Below are 18,790 nucleotides of genomic sequence, written 5' to 3'. Positions count from 1 at the left end.
TTTTTGGCAAATCTAAAATAAAAACAAGTATTTTAGCTTGAACAATTACTTAAATGAAAGAAATTCTTAAAAATTACGGAAGTATCATCTTACTTCTGATAGGTATAACCGTCGGTAGTCTGATAGGCATATTCTTCCCTCAAATGGTAGATATCCTAAAACCTATTGGTGATATTTTCCTTAATCTACTCTTTGTATCCGTTATTCCACTTTTATTTTTTGCTATATCATCTTCGATCGCGAATATTGAAGACAGTAACAAATTGGGGAAAACCATTGGCATTATGACCTCGGTTTTTGTAGTTACGATTATCATTGCCGCTATTGCAACGATTGCTGGTCTTTGGGCATTTCCTGTTACTGCTATTTCGGATGGATCAGCTGTTAATGAAGCCTTATCGACCAACGCCGATGAAACTTGGGGTGATAGAATTGTTCGTTTTTTGACTGTTGATGAATTTGCAAACCTTCTTTCACGGAAAAATATCCTGGCTTTTGTAATTTTCTCGCTTTTGGTAGGTACAGCGACTCGCAAATCTGGCGAAATGGGAAAACAATTCACTGCTTTTCTGAATGCAGGAAACAAGGTGATGGAAAACTTATTGATTTTGGTGATGAAAGCTGGCCCAATAGGTTTAGGTGCATACTTTGCCTACCAGGTAAAAACATTGGGGCCTGAATTATTTGGGTTCTATGCAAAACCACTTGGTTTCTATTATGCTTTTGGGATTATCTTTTTCTTTGTATTCTTCAGTATCTATGCATTTATTGCAAAAGGCACATTAGGCGTAAGCTCATTCTGGAAGCACAATATTTCACCTTCCTTAACTGCCATCAGTACCTGTAGCAGTTTGGCAACCTTACCTGCCAATCTTATAGCAGCCAATAAGATAGGAATACCAAAAGAAATCTCCAGCATCGTAATTCCTATCGGAAACACACTTTATAAAAATGGATCTTCTATTTCATCTATTTTGAAGATTTATGTGGCCTTTTCCATCCTTGGATGGGACTTTTTTGAACCTACGACCTTGTTGACAGCTGTTGGGATTACGGTCTTAGTTTCGATGGTTGCTGGAGGGATTCCTAATGGAGGATTTATTGGTGAAATGTTGATGATTTCCATTTATGGTATCCCCAATGAAGCAGTACCTTCCATATTAATTATTGGTGCTTTAGTTGATCCCTTAGCAACTGTATTAAATGCTACTGGCGACACTGTTGCTGCCATGTTGGTCACTAAATTCTCTGGTGAGAAATTTAACCCTGAACAAGCGGAGGCTTAAACCAAAATCTTTCGTTTTTCAACAAGTTAAATATCAATATTTTACAATACTCAGCGAGGATTAATTAGAATTATTCTAAATAGGTCATTTTCTTTGCTAAATTCATTCCTTGAACTAGTATTTCGTAATTTTGCAATTGGTTAATATTATATTCTTATCACAATGAAGAAAAGTTCGATCATTTTAATTGTAATTATAGCTATAGCTATTGCGATGATACTTGTGATCTATACCGATTCTAGTACATATTCAACATTTACTGAAGCGAAGGAGAAGAAGACAGAATTGTATGTTGTAGGTGTTTTGAATAAACAGAAGGACTTACATTATGATCCTGTAAAGGATGCCAATCATTTTTCGTTTTATATGTTTGACAACGACAGCACGGAATGTCAGGTGGTATTCAATGGGTCGAAGCCACAAGATATCGAACGTTCTGAACAAATTGTATTGACAGGAAAAATGGAAGGCAATGTTTTCCATGCTAGCAAGATTTTGATGAAATGTCCTTCAAAATACAATCAAGATCAGATGGAGGTAATTGAGACATCCTCTGCCCCTGCGACAGCATCAGTAAATTAAAAAATCTTTACCTCAATATTCTATGGACGTAAATTACGTTGGAGAAAATCTACTTCCAGGTCAAATTGGACAGTTTTTCGTTGTCCTTTCATTTGGAGCAGCATTATTATCCTTCATTTCCTATTTTTTTGCCAGCCAGTACCCTGAAGAAAAGTCTTGGAAACAATTAGGACGCATTGGATTCTGGCTGAATGCACTTTCCATTGTTGTCATTGGTGCCACGCTTTTTTATATTATCTACAACCATCTCTTCGTATATCATTACGCATATGCGCATTCATCGATGACACTTCCTACTCATTACATTATATCTTCCTTTTGGGAAGGTCAGGAAGGTAGTTTTTGGTTATGGATGTTTTGGCAGGTTGTATTAGGCTCTATCTTATTATTCAAAGCCAAGAGCTGGGAAAGCCCTGTGATGACCTTTGTCATGCTATGTCAGGTATTTCTAGCATCAATGCTGTTAGGTGTCGAGATATTTGGTTCCCGTATTGGTAGTTCACCTTTTATCTTATTGAGAGATGCGATGGATTGGCCAATCCTAAAGGACCCTAATTATCTAAGCATGATCAAAGATGGCCGTGGATTAAATCCATTGTTGCAGAACTATTGGATGGTTATCCACCCACCTACCCTTTTCTTGGGTTTTGCGTCTATGATCGTTCCTTTCGCATACGCTGCTGCTGGATTATGGCAAAAGCGTTATAAAGATTGGATCACACCAGGATTACCTTGGGCATTATTTGCAGTGATGATTTTAGGTGCAGGTATTATTATGGGATCCTTTTGGGCATATGAAGCTCTTAACTTTGGAGGATTCTGGGCATGGGACCCGGTAGAAAACGTTTCTATCATACCTTGGTTAACCCTAATTGCTGCCGTTCACGTTATGGTAGCTTATAAGAACACTGGACACGCCTATTTTACCGCGGTTTTATTGGCGATGATTAGTTTCGTTTTGGTTATCTACGCATCGTATTTAACTCGTAGCGGTATCCTTGGCGAGACTTCGGTTCACTCCTTTACCAGTTTGGGAATGTCAGGACAGTTGATCTTCTTCAATGTGGCTTTCTTGATCATCATGATTGTTTTATTGGTTGTGAGAAGAAAAGATATGCCAAGCACAAAGAAGGAAGAAGAGATCTATTCCCGCGAATTTTGGTTATTCATCGGCGCATTAGTATTGACTGTTGCCTGTGTCCAAATGATCGCTACAACTTCCATTCCGGTTTTCAATGCATTGTTTGGCACAAAAGTAGCACCTCCAATTGACCCTATTCCACATTACAACAAGTGGCAGGGAGCATTTGCAGTTGTAGTTATGTTATTAACTGCTTTTACACAGTTCTTAAAATACAAACGTTCGGACAGCAAGAAATTCTGGGCTGCTACATTAGCGTCTTTTATATTTGCTTTAATCATTTCGGGCTTAGTGGTGTACTTTACCCATATCTACACCAATATCATGTATATCCTCCTGACGTTTGCCTCTATCTTCTGTATTTTGGCCAACTTGAGGATTTTAGGGGATTCATTCAAAGGAAAATGGCGTTTGGCAGGTTCCGCGGTATCACATATAGGTTTTGGTCTACTCCTTATCGGAGCTTTAATTGCAGCTGCTACCAATGAAGTAATTTCGGTAAATAGCAGTAATTATATAGCAGTAGCAGGATTTGACCAAGTTGAGAAACCTGGTGACAACTTATTCTTGACAGAAGGTGAGCCCGTAAATATGGGTAAATATAGAATTACCTATGTTGGAGATTCTGTTGCCCGACCGAATGTATATTACAAAATCAAATACGAAGAAGTCGATGAGGAAACTGGCAATGTAAAGAAATCATTTATTCTAAAGCCATTTGCTCAGAACAACCCTCAAATGGGTGGTTTGATCGGAACTCCGGGTACCAAGCATTTTATCACACACGATATTTACACCTTGATTACTGCTGCGGCATCTGATTCTCAGAAACCAGCTCAGGCAGAAGGTGAAGGTGAAAGTGCCGGATTTGAGGAATATGAAGAACCAGCAACCTATGAAGTCAATGTTGGGGATACATTACGCTATAGAAACGGATATTATGTTATTGAAGGCATCAATAAAGATGCAAAACTTGAGAATATGCCAAAAGCTGAAGATGATATCTTGGTAGGTTTAAAGATCAAGGTTGTATCAGCAGATGGAAAAGAATATCCTGTAGAACCTATATTTTTGATCAAGGGTGGTAATACATTTGATTTTTACAAAGATGTTCCTGATCAAGGTTTGAGATTCAGGTTTACGAAAATTATGCCTGAGAAGAATAAGTTAGAACTGATGTCTTACCAAAAACCTCTTCCTGAGAAGAAATGGGTAGTTTTTAAAGCGATTAAATTCCCATACATCAATTTCTTCTGGTGTGGTACAATTGTAATGACGATTGGTTTCTGTATGGCAATCTATCGTCGGGTAAAAGACAATAAATTAAAGGAATCAAAACAAGCTGCATAATGAAGATCGTCCTGATAGGCAGCGGAAATATTGCTACCCATTTGGGGAAGGCTTTCTCTGATGCTGGACATCAAATCTTGCAAGTATATAGCAAAACATTAGCCAATGCATCTGCATTGGCTAATGTTTTAGATAGTGAAGCGATTGACAATCTAAATCAAATTGACTTAGATTCCGATCTATACCTAGTAGCAGTTACAGATTCTGCAATTAGCCATGTTGCAGATGCTATTCCTAAAAATCTAAAAGGTATAGTAGCTCATTGTTCAGGTGCAACTGACATCTCAGTTCTTAAAGATTTTAATCAACATGGCGTTATTTACCCTGTTCAGAGTTTCTCCAAGGACAAAGATCTAGATCTCAGCCATACTCCTTTTGGAATTGAGACAAACACAGAATTAAACTATGATTTTTTGCTTGGATTGGCGGGCCAAGTTTCTGATTATGTTTTCAGATGTAACACCAAACAAAGGTTAGCTCTTCATATTTCTGCTGTTTTTGCGAATAACTTCAGTAATGCTTTATTTCAGATTTCTTATGATTTATTGGCGGAGCATGAATTATCTTTTGATATGATTCGTCCAATCATTCTTGAGACGGCAGAAAAGGTACAAATTCATATACCTAAGGATGTTCAGACAGGTCCTGCCTTGAGAAATGACAATTACACGATGTTAACGCATTTCAACTTTATTAGTTCCCATCCTGATTGGCAACTTATTTACCAAAAAATATCAGACCTTATTATCAAAACAAGAGAGAATAAATCAGAAAATTAGGAATTCAGCAATTCTTTCATCTAGCTGTTTATTTTTTCTTTATACCCACTGAACTTACTAATTTTGCATGCAAATAACCGGTTAGTTGGTTCCTGCCCTATTTATGGCACATTTATAGCGGAACCTAGACTGTGGTAAATATTAAAAATATAAGTTTAGCATAATAATTACATCATGCAGGTAAGAAAACTCATCCTAGGGATCATTATTGTTATCAATTTAATAATAATCTCTTTTGGTATTATCTTCACACCAAGCTGGTTCTGGTTGCTTATTATACCATTTCCTCTTTTAATTATCGCATTGTATCACAGTTTTCAGACGAAACATGCGATATTGAGAAACTACCCATTAGTTGGATATTTCCGTTACTTTTTAGAATCTATTCGTCCTGAATTAAGGCAATATTTTTGGGAGTCTGACACGGACGGTAGACCATTCAATAGACGTCAACGATCTATTGTTTACCAACGTGCAAAAAATCAACGTGAGACTGTTGCTTTCGGTATGCAGAGTGATCCGCAAGCGGTAGGAAATGAGTGGGCTGCTCATAGTATTTTCCCTGTTCACATTGAAGATCACAACCTACGCACTACGGTCGGAAATAGCGCCTGTAAACAGCCGTATAGTTTAAGTGTATTCAACATCTCCGCAATGTCCTATGGTGCGTTGAGTCGTACTGCAATTACAGCCTTGAACAAAGGTGCTGCCTTGCAGAACTTCGCTCACAACACAGGGGAAGGTGGTATTTCACAATATCATATCAATGGTGGAGATTTGATATGGCAAGTAGGTACAGGTTATTTCGGATGTAGGGATGAGCACGGTTATTTTGAGCCTAATTTATTCCGTGAGAAATCAACTCGTCCTTATGTTAAGATGATTGAGTTGAAATTGTCTCAAGGAGCAAAACCTGGACATGGTGGTATCCTTCCTGCAGCAAAGAATACTCCTGAGGTAGCTGCCATTCGTCACGTAGTTCCTGGAACAGACGTTATGTCTCCCCCTGCGCATAGTTCATTTAAAACACCGGTTGAGATGATGCATTTTATCCAACAATTGCGTGAATTATCGGATTATAAACCTGTAGGGTTTAAGCTTTGTATTGGAGATAAACAAGAATTTATTGAGATCTGTCAAGCGATGCAAGAAACGCAGATTATGCCTGACTTTATTTCGATAGATGGTTCTGAAGGCGGAACGGGAGCTGCACCTCTTGAATTTACAGACAACTTAGGTATGCCATTATATGATGCCTTAGCATTTGTAACTACGACATTAATAAATTTCGGTCTTAAAAAACATATTAAGATTATTGTCTCGAGTAGAATCGTTACTGGATTTGATATCTTGAAAGTAATCGCATTAGGTGCTGATGCATGCTACAGTGCTCGCGGTATGATGTTCGCATTAGGCTGTATTCAAGCATTAAAATGTAATGAAGACGTATGTCCAGTAGGTGTTGCAACACAGCAACCACACCTCTATAAAGGTCTTAATGTAGACGACAAATACGTCCGCGTAGCACAATTCCACCGTAACACTTTACGTGCTACTGTAGAAATCATGGAAGCTTGTGGATTCAATAGCTTGGAAGAAGTCAATGCTGACAAATTCTTCCGTAAAGTGGACAGCCAGAATACCCTAAGCTTCCAAGACATTTACTTTAAAAATACAGGAAAGTTGGTTAACAACCGTAGTGACTTTGCTCCGGAGGTTTTTGATTAACGGTACCTATTTTAAGTTATTAAAAACTATCTCTAAAAGCTGCTGAGCTTGTTGCATAGAGCTTCTATCAACACCCTCGAGCGCTTCAGAGATAGTTTTTTCTGCTTGTTGCATGCACTTATCTTTGATCTTATGGCCTTGGGCTGTTAAATAGATCTGGTTTGCCCGTTTATCTCCGGAACTGCAAACGCGCACTAAAATCTTTTGTTTTTCGAGGTTTGAAATCAATCTTGACACACTCGGCTTATCCCGGAAGGTCAATTTGGCGATGTCTTGTTGGCTTAATCCTTCGGTCTCCCAAAGGAAATATAAAACACTCCATTGTTCTGCTGTAATTGGAATGCCACTCTCCTTAAAGTTTCGCTGCAATCGTCTGCCAATTGCCGTGGAAACTCTCCCCGTTAAGAAAGAATAGAACTCACTAGCATAGTTAGTTTCACTTGTCATCATGTAAGGTTAATTAATATGGTAAATAAGTTGTTGATGCAATTAAATGATAAATTACTGTATTTGCAAATTATTTTATTGCAGTATAAGAAATTGAAGGAAAAATTTAGCTATTTTTATTGATATGGAGAACCTCATCATCCTTATTATCGTAGTTGGAGCGATTTACAAAATCTATAAAGGCTACATAGAAGAACAGGAGAAGGCAAAGAAAAGGTTGGAGCAAATCAAAAGAGAGCTTCAGAACAAAAATCCTCATCAAGCGCCAGTTCCTCAGGTTCCTATTCCCCAACCTGTCAAGACTAGCTCTAAACCATCTCTTTTAACTCAGAAAAAGGCGGAATCATTTAATGATTATCCAGAATTTGATGAAGTTGAAATTGCTAGGCAGCGGAAAATTGAACAAAAAAGGCTTGAAGCTGAAAGACGTATCCAACAAGAAAAACAAAGAACTCCAACTAAAAAGATTCAGATAGAAGAGCTTGATGCACAGCATTTTGACCTTCGAAAAGCAATCATTCAACAAGCCGTTCTTGAACGTCCGTATAAAGATTAATTTTTAAAGAAATTTAAATGGATCTTGATCTTTTAAGAATGGGAATTGTTCTCTATTCTCTTCTAGATCTTTAGGATTTAGAGTAAAAGTATATAAATCTTCATCTTCAGGCTTATAGTACACTACATCCCCATTCGGTGATATGCACATTGACCCTCCTGAGTAATATACTTCTTTTCCATCATGTCCTACGCGGTTGACACCGATGACAAAGGCTTGATTTTCGATTGCTCGCGCTGGGATCAATGCTCTCCAATGTGCTGATCTCTTATCAGGCCAGCTAGCAGTATATACCATTAAATCATATGCTCCATTTTGATTTCTAGACCAGGTTGGGAACCTGAGGTCATAACATATCATTGGACATAATTTCCAGCCTTTCAGCTGAAAGATTATTCTTGATTCTCCTGGAGTAAATATTTTGTCCTCTCCTGCCATGGTGAACAAGTGACGCTTATCGTAATGCACAAAACTTCCATCAGGAGACATCCATACAAAACGATTATAATATTTACTGTTTTCCTCGATAATCAATGAGCCAGCAACGACACAACCAAATTTCTTCGACGTTTCAAACAACCAGTGCATGGTTTTTCCATTCATTGTTTCGGCACATTTCTCCACATTCATGGTGAAGCCAGTATTGAACATTTCAGGTAGAATGATCAAATCTGTTTTCTCGCGTAATGAAGACAATCTCAAACCTAAATTCTGCAGGTTCTTATCTACATTTTCCCAAAAAAGATATGCTTGAAATATAGTGATTTTTAGTGGCTCCATTAGCGTCATTTACTCTGTATGATCTTAAACTCAATTCCCCAAATTATAAAAAACAAAGCAAATATCATAATTAACGCGTACGATGCATTAACGTATCGGCTAACATCCTTAATTCTGCTTTCTGCGCTTCTGAAACGGCAATTGATTCCAATTTATTGTATGCCAGCTCCATATATCTAGACTTAATGTCCTCGGCATACTTGTCAACCTCGAATTTGGCATACAAGTTTTTCATACGACTTACCTTTTCAGCATCCTCAATTGTATCCAAATCGATAAGTTTCTGAAATTCTTCTTTAGATTCTTCGTCCAATAATTGTTCTGTCTTAATTCTTAAGATTGTTTTTTTATTGCACAGGATATCACCGCCTACTTGTTTTCCAAAAGTTTCAGGATTTCCGTATACATCCAAATAATCATCCTGCAACTGGAAGGCGATTCCTAAATTTACGCCAAAATCATAAATCAATTGTTGTTGTTCCTGTTCAGCGTTGGCAAGTATAGCTCCCATTTGAAGCGCTCCACCCAATAGTACAGAAGTCTTCAATCTGATCATATTCAAGTAATCATCTTCTGACACATTTGATTTCTTTTCGAAATCCATGTCATATTGCTGACCTTCGCAAACCTCCAAAGCTACTTTGTTGAAGACATTCAATAAGTCCGGAATATGTGCTGAAGGACTTTTTCCTAGTTCTAGATAAGCTTTTACCAATAAAGCATCTCCAGAAAGAATAGCCACATTGTCATTCCATTTTTGATGAACAGTTGCTTTGCCCCTTCTTAGCGGTGCCCTATCCATAATATCATCATGGATCAATGAGAAATTATGGAAATACTCGATAGCAATACTTGCTGGAACCACTTCCTGTAGGTTTTCCTTTCCAAATAATTTGGCGCCCATCAACACAAGTAATGGCCTAATACGCTTGCCCGATAAGGATAGAATATACTTGATTGGATCATAGAGGTCGGCAGGTTGCTTTGGATATTCAGTGTTTTGAATATATTCCGCGATCAACTTGCCAAATGGATGCTGTTCGAACATAATCATTTAAAATAATCACGAAGATAGGGATTTGTGCTGATTTAGTACCACAGAATGGATTTGATTTTAGCCTTTTACTCCGTAAATTGCAAAGAAAAATAGAGATCAACTTATGCGTATACTCATCATTCACAATCAATACCAACACATCGGAGGCGAAGATTTTGTAATGGGACAGGAAATGGAGGCTTTGAGGAAGAATCATGAGATTGATCTCTATACCGTCAGAAATCAAAAAGGATCCCAGGGATATCTGCAATATTTACTCTACCCAATGAATTGGCTAGAAGTAAAGAAGATAAAACAAAGAATACAAGAGTTTAAACCTGACCTTATCCATATCCACAATATGCACTATGCTCTTGGGCCTTTGTTTATCCTTCATATCAAGAAAATTAAGATTCCAATGGTAATGACCCTGCATAATTTTCGGTTGATATGCCCTTCTGCTACACTGTTCCATGATGGCAATATTTTCTTGAATTCTATCAAAGAAGACTTCCCATGGGATGCTGTAAAGAGAAAAGTTCTCGAAAACTCGTATCTCAAAACCTTTTGGACAGCCTTCACTTATTGGATCCATAGAAAACGTGGAACATTCAAACATATAGATCGATTTATTACGCTCTCAGAATTTTCAAAATCCATTTTTGCTAAATCCAAATTCAATGTTTCGATGGATAAGTTTGTGGTGAAGCCAAATTTTGTAAAGGTTGAGGCTGTCAACAAGGAATATCCAAGCGATTATTTTGTCTATGTTGGACGCTTGTCTGAGGAAAAAGGAATTCTTCCTCTACTACATGCTTGGAAAGCTACCGATCATAAATTAAAAATATTCGGCACAGGTCCTTTGCAAAAGGAAGTTGAATTGATTGTTAGCAATAGTCCTAACATACAATATTTTGGATTTCAGGACAAGCAGACTTTAAGTAATAATATTGCGTCTGCCACTGCAGTCATTGTTCCTTCTGTATGTTATGAATCGATGCCTTTATCTGTTTTGGAGGCCTTTGCCTTAGGGACCCCAGTCATTGCCAGTAGTATTGGCATATTAACTGAAATGGTTGTACCTTTGTATACAGGCTTACTTTTTGACCCTCACAATCACATTGATTTGGTTCAGAAATTGGCAGAGTGGAAATCCTTACCGGCAGCAAAAATCGAAGAGATCAAGGAAAATTGCCGTAAGGAATATTTAGAGAAATATAGCCAACCCATTGTAATGGACGAATTAGAAAGAATCTATTCTGATGTTTTGGCTAAATCAAAAAATTAAGAGATGAATACAATCATTATAATGGACAGATTGGGCTTGGCACCTCAAATTCAAGAGGCTCTGGCAACCGTATATGACCCTGAATTAAAACCTGCGAATATACTTGATCTGGGACTGATTTACGAAATCATCACCAAAGAGAATAAGCAGGCTAAGATTGTTATGACCTTAACTGCCCCAGCATGTCCAGTTGCTGGCGAGATCATGAATGAAGTACAGCAAAAAGTTGCTGCAATTGATGGTATCGATGAGGCAATCGTTGAACTTACCTTCGACCCGCCCTGGACCAAGGATATGATGACGGAAGAAGCTAAATTGGAATTAGGGTTTTTATAACCGTAAATCTGGAAAAATATATCCTAATCTAAATTATTGGTTTTAGATTCATCCGTCTTTTCTCCAAAATAACTCTTTAAAGCCTTTAGCTGTTTTAGATTTAAAACTTTCATTAATTCTTCATCAGAAGCTTCGCGGGTTTTTTTGACTGATTTAAAAGTTTTCAAAAGTTTCTCAACCGTAACTTTTCCGATTCCGGGGATATTGTCAAGTTCAGAAACAAAGGTTTTACGGCTTCTTTGATTTCTATGAAAAGTAATACCAAAACGGTGTGCTTCATCCCTTAGATGTTGGATAATTTTTAAGGTTTCAGATTTCTTATCCAAGTACATAGGATATTGATCTCCTGGATAATAGAGCTCTTCCAATCTCTTGGCAATACCAATAACGGTCATTTGCTTTTCTATACCCAGCAACTTGAGGCTTTTCAATGCTGCCCCTAACTGTCCTTTCCCGCCATCAATGATCACAAGCTGTGGCAATGTTTGGTCTTCATCCAAAAGTCTTCTATAACGCCTGAAAACTGCTTCCTCCATCGTAGCGAAGTCATTCGGTCCCTCCACGGTTTTCACATTAAAATGCCTGTAATCCTTTTTTGGAAGGTTTGGCGTCTTTGAAGACAACGATTGCTGAAACAGGGTAGTTACCTTGGATATTTGAGTTGTCAAAACATTCAATATGTCTGGGAAGTTGGGGTAAGCGAAGATCCTTTTGCATCTGCTTTAAGATTCGCTCTACCTTCACCTCGGGATTCAGTTTCTCATATTGTAGAAGTCTTTCCTTTTTGAAATAAGCCACATTTTTTGAGAAAGTTCCAATAATTTCTTTTTATCTCCCAGTTTAGGGACAAGAAACTTGATGTCTTCATTACCTTCGATATCTAATTCAAAAGGTACGATTATCTCTCTGGAATGACTTCTGAATCTTGACCTCAATTGAGGAATAGCTATTGCCAGTAACTCTTCATTTGTTTCATCCAAACGCTTCTTAAGTTCCACTGTTTGGGTCTGAATAACTACACCGTTGACTACCTTAAGGAAGTTTACAAAAGCATAATTATCTTCAGAAGCGATGCTGAAAACGTCAACATTGGTAATTGAAGAACTAACGACAGTAGATTTACTTTGATAGTTGGATAGTTTGTCCAATTTAACCTTGAACTTATGAGCACCTTCAAAATCCATTTGTTGAACCGCAGCATTCATTTGATCTTTAAGTCGATTTGTTACGACGGCAATCTTTCCATTCAGAATATCTTTTATATCAGACAGGTTCTGATCATAGTTCTCTTCGGATTGGTATCCTTCACATGGGCCCAAACAGTTGCCTAACTGATATTCTAAACAGACTTTGAATTTTCCTTTGGCTATATTTTCTTGTGTGAGGCTGAGGTTGCAGGTTCTTAAAGGGAATAATTCCCTGATCATATCCAGAATGATGTGCATCATGCCTACCGAAGCATAAGGCCCATAATATCTTGATCCGTCTTTGATATATTTCCTGGTCCAGAAGATTCTGGGAAAAGGTTCATTTTTGATGACAATCCATGGATATGTCTTGTCATCTTTTAACATGACGTTATATCGGGGTTGATGCTTTTTGATGAGGTTGTTTTCCAACAGCCAAGCATCAATTTCGGTATCTACAATGGTAAAAGCGATCCGGTTAATTTTTCTGACCAGAACCCTTGTTTTACTGTTGAGTTGATTTTCATTAACAAAGTATGAACCCACCCTATTTCGAAGGTTTTTGGCTTTTCCAACATAGATCAGCGTGTCATCCTTGTCAAAATATTGATAGACCCCGGGGTTTTATGAGGTATCTTGGTTAATTCCTTTTTTATAGTTAAATTCCATCGTCGCACAAAAAAACAGACCTTTATTTTTGAAGAATAAAGGTCTGGTCTAATTTATTAAAGAATCGGTTAAAATCCTAACCTATCGTCTTCCATCAGTTGAGAATCACTCTTCGCCGGGTCATTTCCATAGAATTGCGAGTAATTCGAACAGTTCATTTCAAACCTTGTAATACCACCTGGAGGCTGCGGGAAATCCTCCTGCGAGTAACTCAGGTCTTTGTCCTTATATACTTTGTTCATATACAATCCGAATACCGGCATCGCTGCTGCAGCACCTTGTCCATATTGCATACTACTAAAGCTAATTCCTCTATCTTCAAGCGCCGGTCCAAACTCCTGTTACCAATTCTGGTGTAATACCGATAAACCAAGCATCGGAGTTTATCGTTGGTAGTACCTGTTTTACCTCCGATAGGGTTTTTCAAGCCACCCAAAATTAGGATCCCATCTCAAAACGTGATCCTGTACCACCATCTACAACACCTTTTAACATATCCACCATCGCATAAGCGGTTTCACTGTTCAATGCTTTCAACACTTTCGGAGCTTTTTCATAGATTGGAGATCCATTTTTATCTTCAATACGTAAGATCATAGTTGGTTCAACCCATGTACCTTGATTTACGAATGCAGAATAAGCACCCACCATGTCAAACAATGAGGCATCGTAAGAACCTAGTGCAATTGATAAGTTGTTTGGTATATTTGAGGTTACTCCCATTCTCTTCGTTAAGTCTGCCACATTCGCAGCACCTACTTCGCTGATCAAATAGGCTGATGCAAAGTTTGTGAATATTTAATGGCATTCTTAAGCGTGATTGGATTACCACCTTGAGTTGTTCCTTTTGGTGTCCAGTCTCCATAAGTACGCATGTAATTTGGAATAGAAACACAAGGACCATAGCCATTGTCGATTGCATAAGCATATACAAATGGTTTTGCTGTTGAACCTACCTGGCGTGTACCTAATTTCACTTGGTCATACTTGAAGTGTTCAAAGTCAATCCCTCCTACCCATGCTCTGATATAACCCGTTTTGTGGTTCCATCGAAACCATTGCATTACGCAAAAACAGCTTGGTATATTTAATAGAGTCCATTGGAGTCATCACCGTGTCCACACTACCTTTCCAAGTGAATAGGTTCATAGGAACTTTTTTGTCGAATTCCTTCTTGATTTGATCTTCAGATAAACCTTCTGCTTTTAATACCCTGTAACGATCGGAACGCTTCATCCCTCTGACCAACAATTTAGCATTGTCACCTGTAAATGCATTTCTGCGTCTCCATTGTTTGTCAAACTCATTCTGCAAGCGTCTCATCCACTCTTTCTGAGCTTCTTCAGCATATTGTTGCATTTTGTAATTGATCGGAGTATATATTTTTAATCCATCACGATCCAAATCATAAGGTGTTCCATCTGGTTTTGTAATCGCCAAACGTTGGAACTCTTTTTTGATTTCTTCTTTTAATACCGCTCTGAAGTATGGTGCTAATCCTTCACCATAATTAGAGATGGTTAATTTAAGGCCAATTGGATCTTCTTTAGCTTTATCAAACTCTTCATTGGTGATAAAATTCTGATCACGCATATTTTGCAGAACTAGATTCCTTCTGCGAAGCGCATTTTCAGGATAGCGCACAGGAGAGTAAATCCCTGGTCCTTTTAGCATACCCACCAATAAGGCAGATTGTGCTGGCGTTAATTTATCTGGAGTTGTATTGAAGAAAGTTCTTGCGGCAGATTTAATACCAAAAGTATTGTATGCACCAAAGTCGACTGTATTGAAATACATCATTACAATTTCTTCTTTGGTATAGTTTCTTTCCAAGCGAACTGCTGTAATCCATTCTTGGAATTTCTGCATAATACGTTTGATAGGATTTCTTTCACGTTTTTCAGCAAATAAGTTCAGTGCCAACTGTTGCGTGATGGTACTTCCCCCTTGTTTGTTTCCTGCCAAAGTCAAAATAATGGTAGACATGGTACGGGAATAGTCAATTCCTGAGTGCTCGTAAAAACGCTTGTCTTCGGTAGATATCAAGGCATGAACTAGCGAAGGTGCCAATTCATTATATTTTACATTAGACCTGTTATGAACGAAATAAGTCCCTAACACTCTATTGTCATCTGTCAGAATTTCTGATGCTAAATTACTTTTTGGATTTTCAAGATCTTTGAACGTAGGCAACTTACCAAATATTCCAATTCTAACGCTCAGGAGGAACAGACCTGCAAATACAACCAAACCCAACAATATCTTCCAAAAGAGCCCCGTATATCGCTTTACGTCTTCTTCTGTAAGTTTACTACTTTTTGATTCTCTCTTCATTTGTAAATTTAATGAAACAACGAACTTATCCTTACTGCTTTAAGTTCATTTCCATATAAACAGTAAGTGTGCCAATTCTCATTTGGCAACAACAAAAATACCATATTTTTCTCGATGTAAATAAATCTTAGGTCTCATAGTATTAAAAAATATTATTCGAGCATAGAAATTGTCTATTTAAATCGATTTGAGGGCAGAAAAAAATAACTACCTTAGTTTGATATGCCGAAAATAAAATCGCAAGCTGGATTACTTTTTATTTTTATCACTGTAGTATTGGACTCGATTGGGCTAGGGATTATAATTCCGGTTATGCCTGCGTTGATCCGGGAATTGATCCATGGTGACCTGAGTCAAGCTTCGGCATATGGAGGTTGGCTAACCTTCTGTTATGCATTTATGCAATTTTTCTTTGCTGCTATTCTCGGCAACTTAAGTGACCATTACGGTAGAAGGCCAGTTTTGCTATGCTCTTTATTTGGGTTTACTATCAATTATCTGCTCATTGGTTTTGCTCCTTCCATTTTTTGGCTTTTTGTAGGTCGGCTAGTTGCAGGAGTTACTGGCGCCAGTCATACGGTCGCGGCAGCCTATATAGCTGATGTTTCGACCAAGGAAAATAAAGCTCAAAACTTTGGTCTGCTCGGTGCAGCTTTCGGTTTAGGTTTTATTATAGGTCCGGTAATCGGTGGAATTTTAGGACATTACGGACCAAGAGTCCCTTTCTTCGCTGCAGCAGGACTAACATTTCTCAACTTTCTATATGGCTATTTTGTTGTTCCTGAGTCGTTGCCAAAAGAACATAGGCGTAATTTCCGTTGGATAAACGCAAATCCCATCGGCAGTTTCAGACATATCAAAAAATATCCTATCATCATGCCTTTAGTGGTCTGTATTTTCTTAATCAACATTGCTGCTCATGCCGTTCAAAGTACATGGTCATATTTTACTATGGAAAAATTCCAATGGAATGAAAGAATGGTCGGATATTCCTTAGGAGTGATTGGGATTTTATTGACCATTGTTCAAGCTGGATTGATCCGAGTTATCATTCCCAAGCTGGGATTGGCGAAAAGTATTGTCACGGGTCTATTCCTCAACTGTATTTCCTTATTTGCTTTTGGTATTGTTGACACTACCCTCCTACTGTTTGCAACCAGTATTTTCTATGTTTTTGCTGGAATTGCGGGGCCTGCAATGCAGAGTTCCATTTCCAACCATACCCCTGCGAATGAACAGGGTCAGATTCAAGGTGGACTCACCAGTATTATAAGCTTAACAGCTATAATTGGCCCTTTGGTCATGACCTCCCTTTTTTCATTCTTCACCAAAAAAAATGGCCCGATGTATCTACCGGGCGCACCATTTTATCTCGGAAGTCTTTTAGCATTGATCGCTGTGATTATTGCTATCAATTACTTTAGACAGAACAATCAATAATTTATTTTTTCCAATAAACAAACCGCATAAGCAACGACACCTTCTTCTCGGCCAATAAATCCCATTTGTTCATTTGTAGTAGCTTTAATGGATACATCCTCTACAGAAATACCTGCTGCTTCAGCAATATTAGCTTTCATCTGCGGGATATAGGGTTTGATTTTGGGAGCTTCCAAGCAAAGCATTCCATCAATATTCCCTAATTCAAAGCCTTTTTCTTTGATTAAAACGATGCAGTGTCTCAATAGATCTAAGCTATTTGCACCTTTCCAACGCTCATCTGTATTCGGAAAATGATAACCAATGTCCTCAAGATTGGCAGCACCCAATATGGCATCACAGATTGCATGCGCCAAAACATCTGCATCTGAATGTCCAAAAGCACCAGCATGGTGATCCAAGGTCACTCCGCCAACAACGAATGGATGACCTTCTTTCATTTGATGAACGTCAAAACCGAAACCTACCTTTATTTTCATAAGAGCGAAGATAGGGATTATTTCGATGATATAATTTGAGGTGGGTAAGATGTTTATGTGGTGGTAGAATAGTGGCACCCCTAGCGGGCAATGTCATTAAGTTAACGATGCTGCCCGCTAGGTGTATAACCTTTATAACCAAAAAATAGTTTCCAGAGCTAAAGCTCTGGAATGACAGGTTCTTTTTTTTTAAGGGGCTATTTTTGGGGAAATAGGCATAAGACATTGGACATTTCAAGGTGATGATCAGTTTGGACGGTAACTACGGTGTTGGATATTAATAAACCTGCAAAACCGATGAGGTTGACATTGGCCTGAGAAGTGTAACTATTCTAGCACAATTCAATGAAATTGGCAACAAATCCCACCTTACCTTTCCAACTTTATCCTACACAAAAAAAGGTCGCTGAGGGTATTCCTCAGTGACCTTTTTTTGATTCCTTTTATTTTCAGCTTACGCTGAAACTTCTTCGTTTACGAACTCATCGTATAATTCAGAGAATGCTTCATAGTCTTCATCTGATGATGGTTCGAAGGTACGGATGTTGTTCTCTTGGATGTAAGCTAGGATTTCCGGATTGATATCTGCATCAGCTTTTACAGCTACATCGGTAAAGGACAGTGCTCCTTTATAGATGTCTACATAGCTTCCTGAGGCATAATCCTTAAGTTTTTCTGCTTCGATATCTGTTTGTGCAGCCATCTCAGCATACTTTGTTCCTAATGAATCATTTCCGAAATCCTCATTGTACAATGAGAAGAACACTTTGGAGTCTTTGAAGGTTGGGTCGTCTTGATACACTGTTTTCAAATACGCTGGTACCATTGCTGTAAACCATCCATGACAGTGCACTACATCTGGTGACCAACCGAGTTTTTTAACGGTTTCCAAGGCTCCTTTACAGAAGAACAATGAACGTTCGTTGTTGTCTGCAAATCCTTTTCCCTGCTCATCACGAAAAACTTTTTTCCGCTGAAAGTATTCTTCATTATCCAAGAAGTACACCTGCATTCTTGCTGCTGGCAAGGATGCTACCTTAATAATTAGCGGATTATCATTATTGTCCACCACAATGTTCATTCCCGACAACCTTATCACTTCATGAAGACGATTTCTGCGCTCATTAATATTACCAAAACGCGGCATGAGAATTCGGATTTCGAACCCTTTTTCTTGCATAGCATGTGGTAACTGGCGTGTTATTTCAGAAATTTTACTTAATTCAAGGAAAGGCGACATTTCATGGGTTATAAACAAGATTTTCGTTTTTGCCATCTCCAACTGTTTTTTATATTATTGAATAGTAAAATCGGTCTACAAAGATACAATTAATTTATCAATTTTACAATTGATTAAAAATCATCATTTTAT

At 38.1% G+C, this 18,790-nt stretch carries 18 protein-coding genes and 1 pseudogene; 9 read left to right on the top strand and 10 right to left on the bottom strand.

The window, feature by feature from the left end; genetic code table 11:
• Positions 1 to 53: 53 nt before the first annotated feature.
• The 5 genes from FGL31_RS03800 (at position 54) to FGL31_RS03780 (ending at position 6,866) form a co-directional block, all read left to right on the top strand.
• Entirely contained in the window at positions 54 to 1,286 is a 1,233-nt protein-coding gene (locus FGL31_RS03800; protein ID WP_138089747.1) for a dicarboxylate/amino acid:cation symporter, read from the top strand.
• Positions 1,287 to 1,448: 162 nt separating this feature from the next.
• A complete protein-coding gene (locus tag FGL31_RS03795; protein ID WP_099372097.1) occupies positions 1,449 to 1,868 on the top strand; it encodes a cytochrome c maturation protein CcmE domain-containing protein in 420 nt (139 codons plus the stop codon).
• 22 nt (positions 1,869 to 1,890) lie between these two features.
• Positions 1,891 to 4,359: a heme lyase CcmF/NrfE family subunit gene (locus FGL31_RS03790; protein ID WP_138089746.1), complete on the top strand. Its 2,469-nt coding sequence runs from the start codon at positions 1,891 to 1,893 to the stop codon at positions 4,357 to 4,359.
• Entirely contained in the window at positions 4,359 to 5,138 is a 780-nt protein-coding gene (locus FGL31_RS03785; RefSeq protein ID WP_138089745.1) for a Rossmann-like and DUF2520 domain-containing protein, read from the top strand. Before FGL31_RS03790 ends, FGL31_RS03785 begins: the two co-directional genes overlap by 1 nt.
• Positions 5,139 to 5,474: 336 nt before the next feature.
• Positions 5,475 to 6,866 carry an FMN-binding glutamate synthase family protein gene (locus FGL31_RS03780; RefSeq protein WP_232046247.1) on the top strand — a complete coding sequence of 464 codons (1,392 nt, stop codon included), beginning with the start codon at positions 5,475 to 5,477 and terminating at the stop codon, positions 6,864 to 6,866.
• 6 nt (positions 6,867 to 6,872) lie between these two features.
• Here the strand turns inward: FGL31_RS03780 and FGL31_RS03775 are convergent, their stop codons facing one another.
• Entirely contained in the window at positions 6,873 to 7,316 is a 444-nt protein-coding gene (locus FGL31_RS03775) for a MarR family winged helix-turn-helix transcriptional regulator (protein WP_138089743.1), read from the bottom strand.
• A gap of 121 nt (positions 7,317 to 7,437) precedes the next feature.
• On the opposite strand from FGL31_RS03775, the gene FGL31_RS03770 reads away from it, so the two are divergent.
• A complete protein-coding gene (locus FGL31_RS03770) occupies positions 7,438 to 7,869 on the top strand; it encodes a hypothetical protein (RefSeq protein ID WP_138089742.1) in 432 nt (143 codons plus the stop codon).
• A gap of 3 nt (positions 7,870 to 7,872) precedes the next feature.
• On the opposite strand, the gene FGL31_RS03765 is transcribed toward FGL31_RS03770, so the two are convergent.
• The gene (locus FGL31_RS03765; RefSeq protein ID WP_138089741.1) at positions 7,873 to 8,649 is read right to left on the bottom strand and encodes an amidohydrolase; all 777 of its coding nucleotides are present in this window, start codon (positions 8,647 to 8,649) and stop codon (positions 7,873 to 7,875) included.
• Between the two features lie 70 nt (positions 8,650 to 8,719).
• On the bottom strand, positions 8,720 to 9,697 hold the full coding sequence (locus FGL31_RS03760; RefSeq protein WP_197734082.1) for a polyprenyl synthetase family protein: 978 nt from the start codon (positions 9,695 to 9,697) through the stop codon (positions 8,720 to 8,722).
• Between the two features lie 112 nt (positions 9,698 to 9,809).
• On the opposite strand from FGL31_RS03760, the gene FGL31_RS03755 reads away from it, so the two are divergent.
• Both FGL31_RS03755 and FGL31_RS03750 read left to right on the top strand, forming a co-directional pair.
• Entirely contained in the window at positions 9,810 to 10,973 is a 1,164-nt protein-coding gene (locus tag FGL31_RS03755) for a glycosyltransferase family 4 protein (protein ID WP_138089739.1), read from the top strand.
• A 3-nt stretch (positions 10,974 to 10,976) separates the two neighbouring features.
• Positions 10,977 to 11,309: an iron-sulfur cluster assembly protein gene (locus tag FGL31_RS03750; protein WP_232046246.1), complete on the top strand. Its 333-nt coding sequence runs from the start codon at positions 10,977 to 10,979 to the stop codon at positions 11,307 to 11,309.
• 23 nt (positions 11,310 to 11,332) lie between these two features.
• Here FGL31_RS03750 and uvrC read toward each other — a convergent pair.
• The 5 genes and pseudogenes from uvrC to FGL31_RS24460 form a co-directional block, all read right to left on the bottom strand.
• A pseudogene (gene uvrC / locus FGL31_RS29590) lies at positions 11,333 to 13,173 on the bottom strand (excinuclease ABC subunit UvrC).
• 60 nt (positions 13,174 to 13,233) lie between these two features.
• Positions 13,234 to 13,458, bottom strand: a complete 225-nt coding sequence (locus FGL31_RS24475) for a hypothetical protein (RefSeq protein ID WP_232046245.1) — start codon at positions 13,456 to 13,458, stop codon at positions 13,234 to 13,236.
• 145 nt (positions 13,459 to 13,603) lie between these two features.
• Positions 13,604 to 13,936 carry a penicillin-binding transpeptidase domain-containing protein gene (locus FGL31_RS24470; RefSeq protein WP_232046244.1) on the bottom strand — a complete coding sequence of 111 codons (333 nt, stop codon included), beginning with the start codon at positions 13,934 to 13,936 and terminating at the stop codon, positions 13,604 to 13,606.
• Complete coding sequence (locus tag FGL31_RS24465) at positions 13,933 to 14,229, bottom strand: penicillin-binding transpeptidase domain-containing protein (protein WP_232046243.1); 297 nt, start codon at positions 14,227 to 14,229, stop codon at positions 13,933 to 13,935. The genes FGL31_RS24470 and FGL31_RS24465 overlap by 4 nt, the downstream gene beginning before the upstream one ends.
• Positions 14,168 to 15,499: a transglycosylase domain-containing protein gene (locus FGL31_RS24460; protein ID WP_232046242.1), complete on the bottom strand. Its 1,332-nt coding sequence runs from the start codon at positions 15,497 to 15,499 to the stop codon at positions 14,168 to 14,170. Before FGL31_RS24460 ends, FGL31_RS24465 begins: the two co-directional genes overlap by 62 nt.
• A 222-nt stretch (positions 15,500 to 15,721) precedes the next feature.
• On the opposite strand from FGL31_RS24460, the gene FGL31_RS03735 reads away from it, so the two are divergent.
• Entirely contained in the window at positions 15,722 to 16,939 is a 1,218-nt protein-coding gene (locus tag FGL31_RS03735) for a TCR/Tet family MFS transporter (RefSeq protein WP_138089738.1), read from the top strand.
• Here FGL31_RS03735 and ispF read toward each other — a convergent pair.
• Positions 16,933 to 17,418, bottom strand: a complete 486-nt coding sequence (gene ispF, locus FGL31_RS03730) for a 2-C-methyl-D-erythritol 2,4-cyclodiphosphate synthase (RefSeq protein ID WP_099372086.1) — start codon at positions 17,416 to 17,418, stop codon at positions 16,933 to 16,935. The two genes, FGL31_RS03735 and ispF, sit on opposite strands and share 7 nt — an antisense overlap.
• Positions 17,419 to 17,872: 454 nt before the next feature.
• Positions 17,873 to 18,694, bottom strand: coding sequence for a glycogen/starch synthase (locus tag FGL31_RS03725; RefSeq protein ID WP_138089737.1), 822 nt, complete (start codon positions 18,692 to 18,694; stop codon positions 17,873 to 17,875).
• Between the last annotated feature and the right edge of the window lie 96 nt (positions 18,695 to 18,790).

Source organism: Sphingobacterium daejeonense (genome assembly GCF_901472535.1).
GTDB lineage: Bacteria > Bacteroidota > Bacteroidia > Sphingobacteriales > Sphingobacteriaceae > Sphingobacterium > Sphingobacterium daejeonense.
This window is presented reverse-complemented; position numbering and strand designations above follow the sequence as displayed.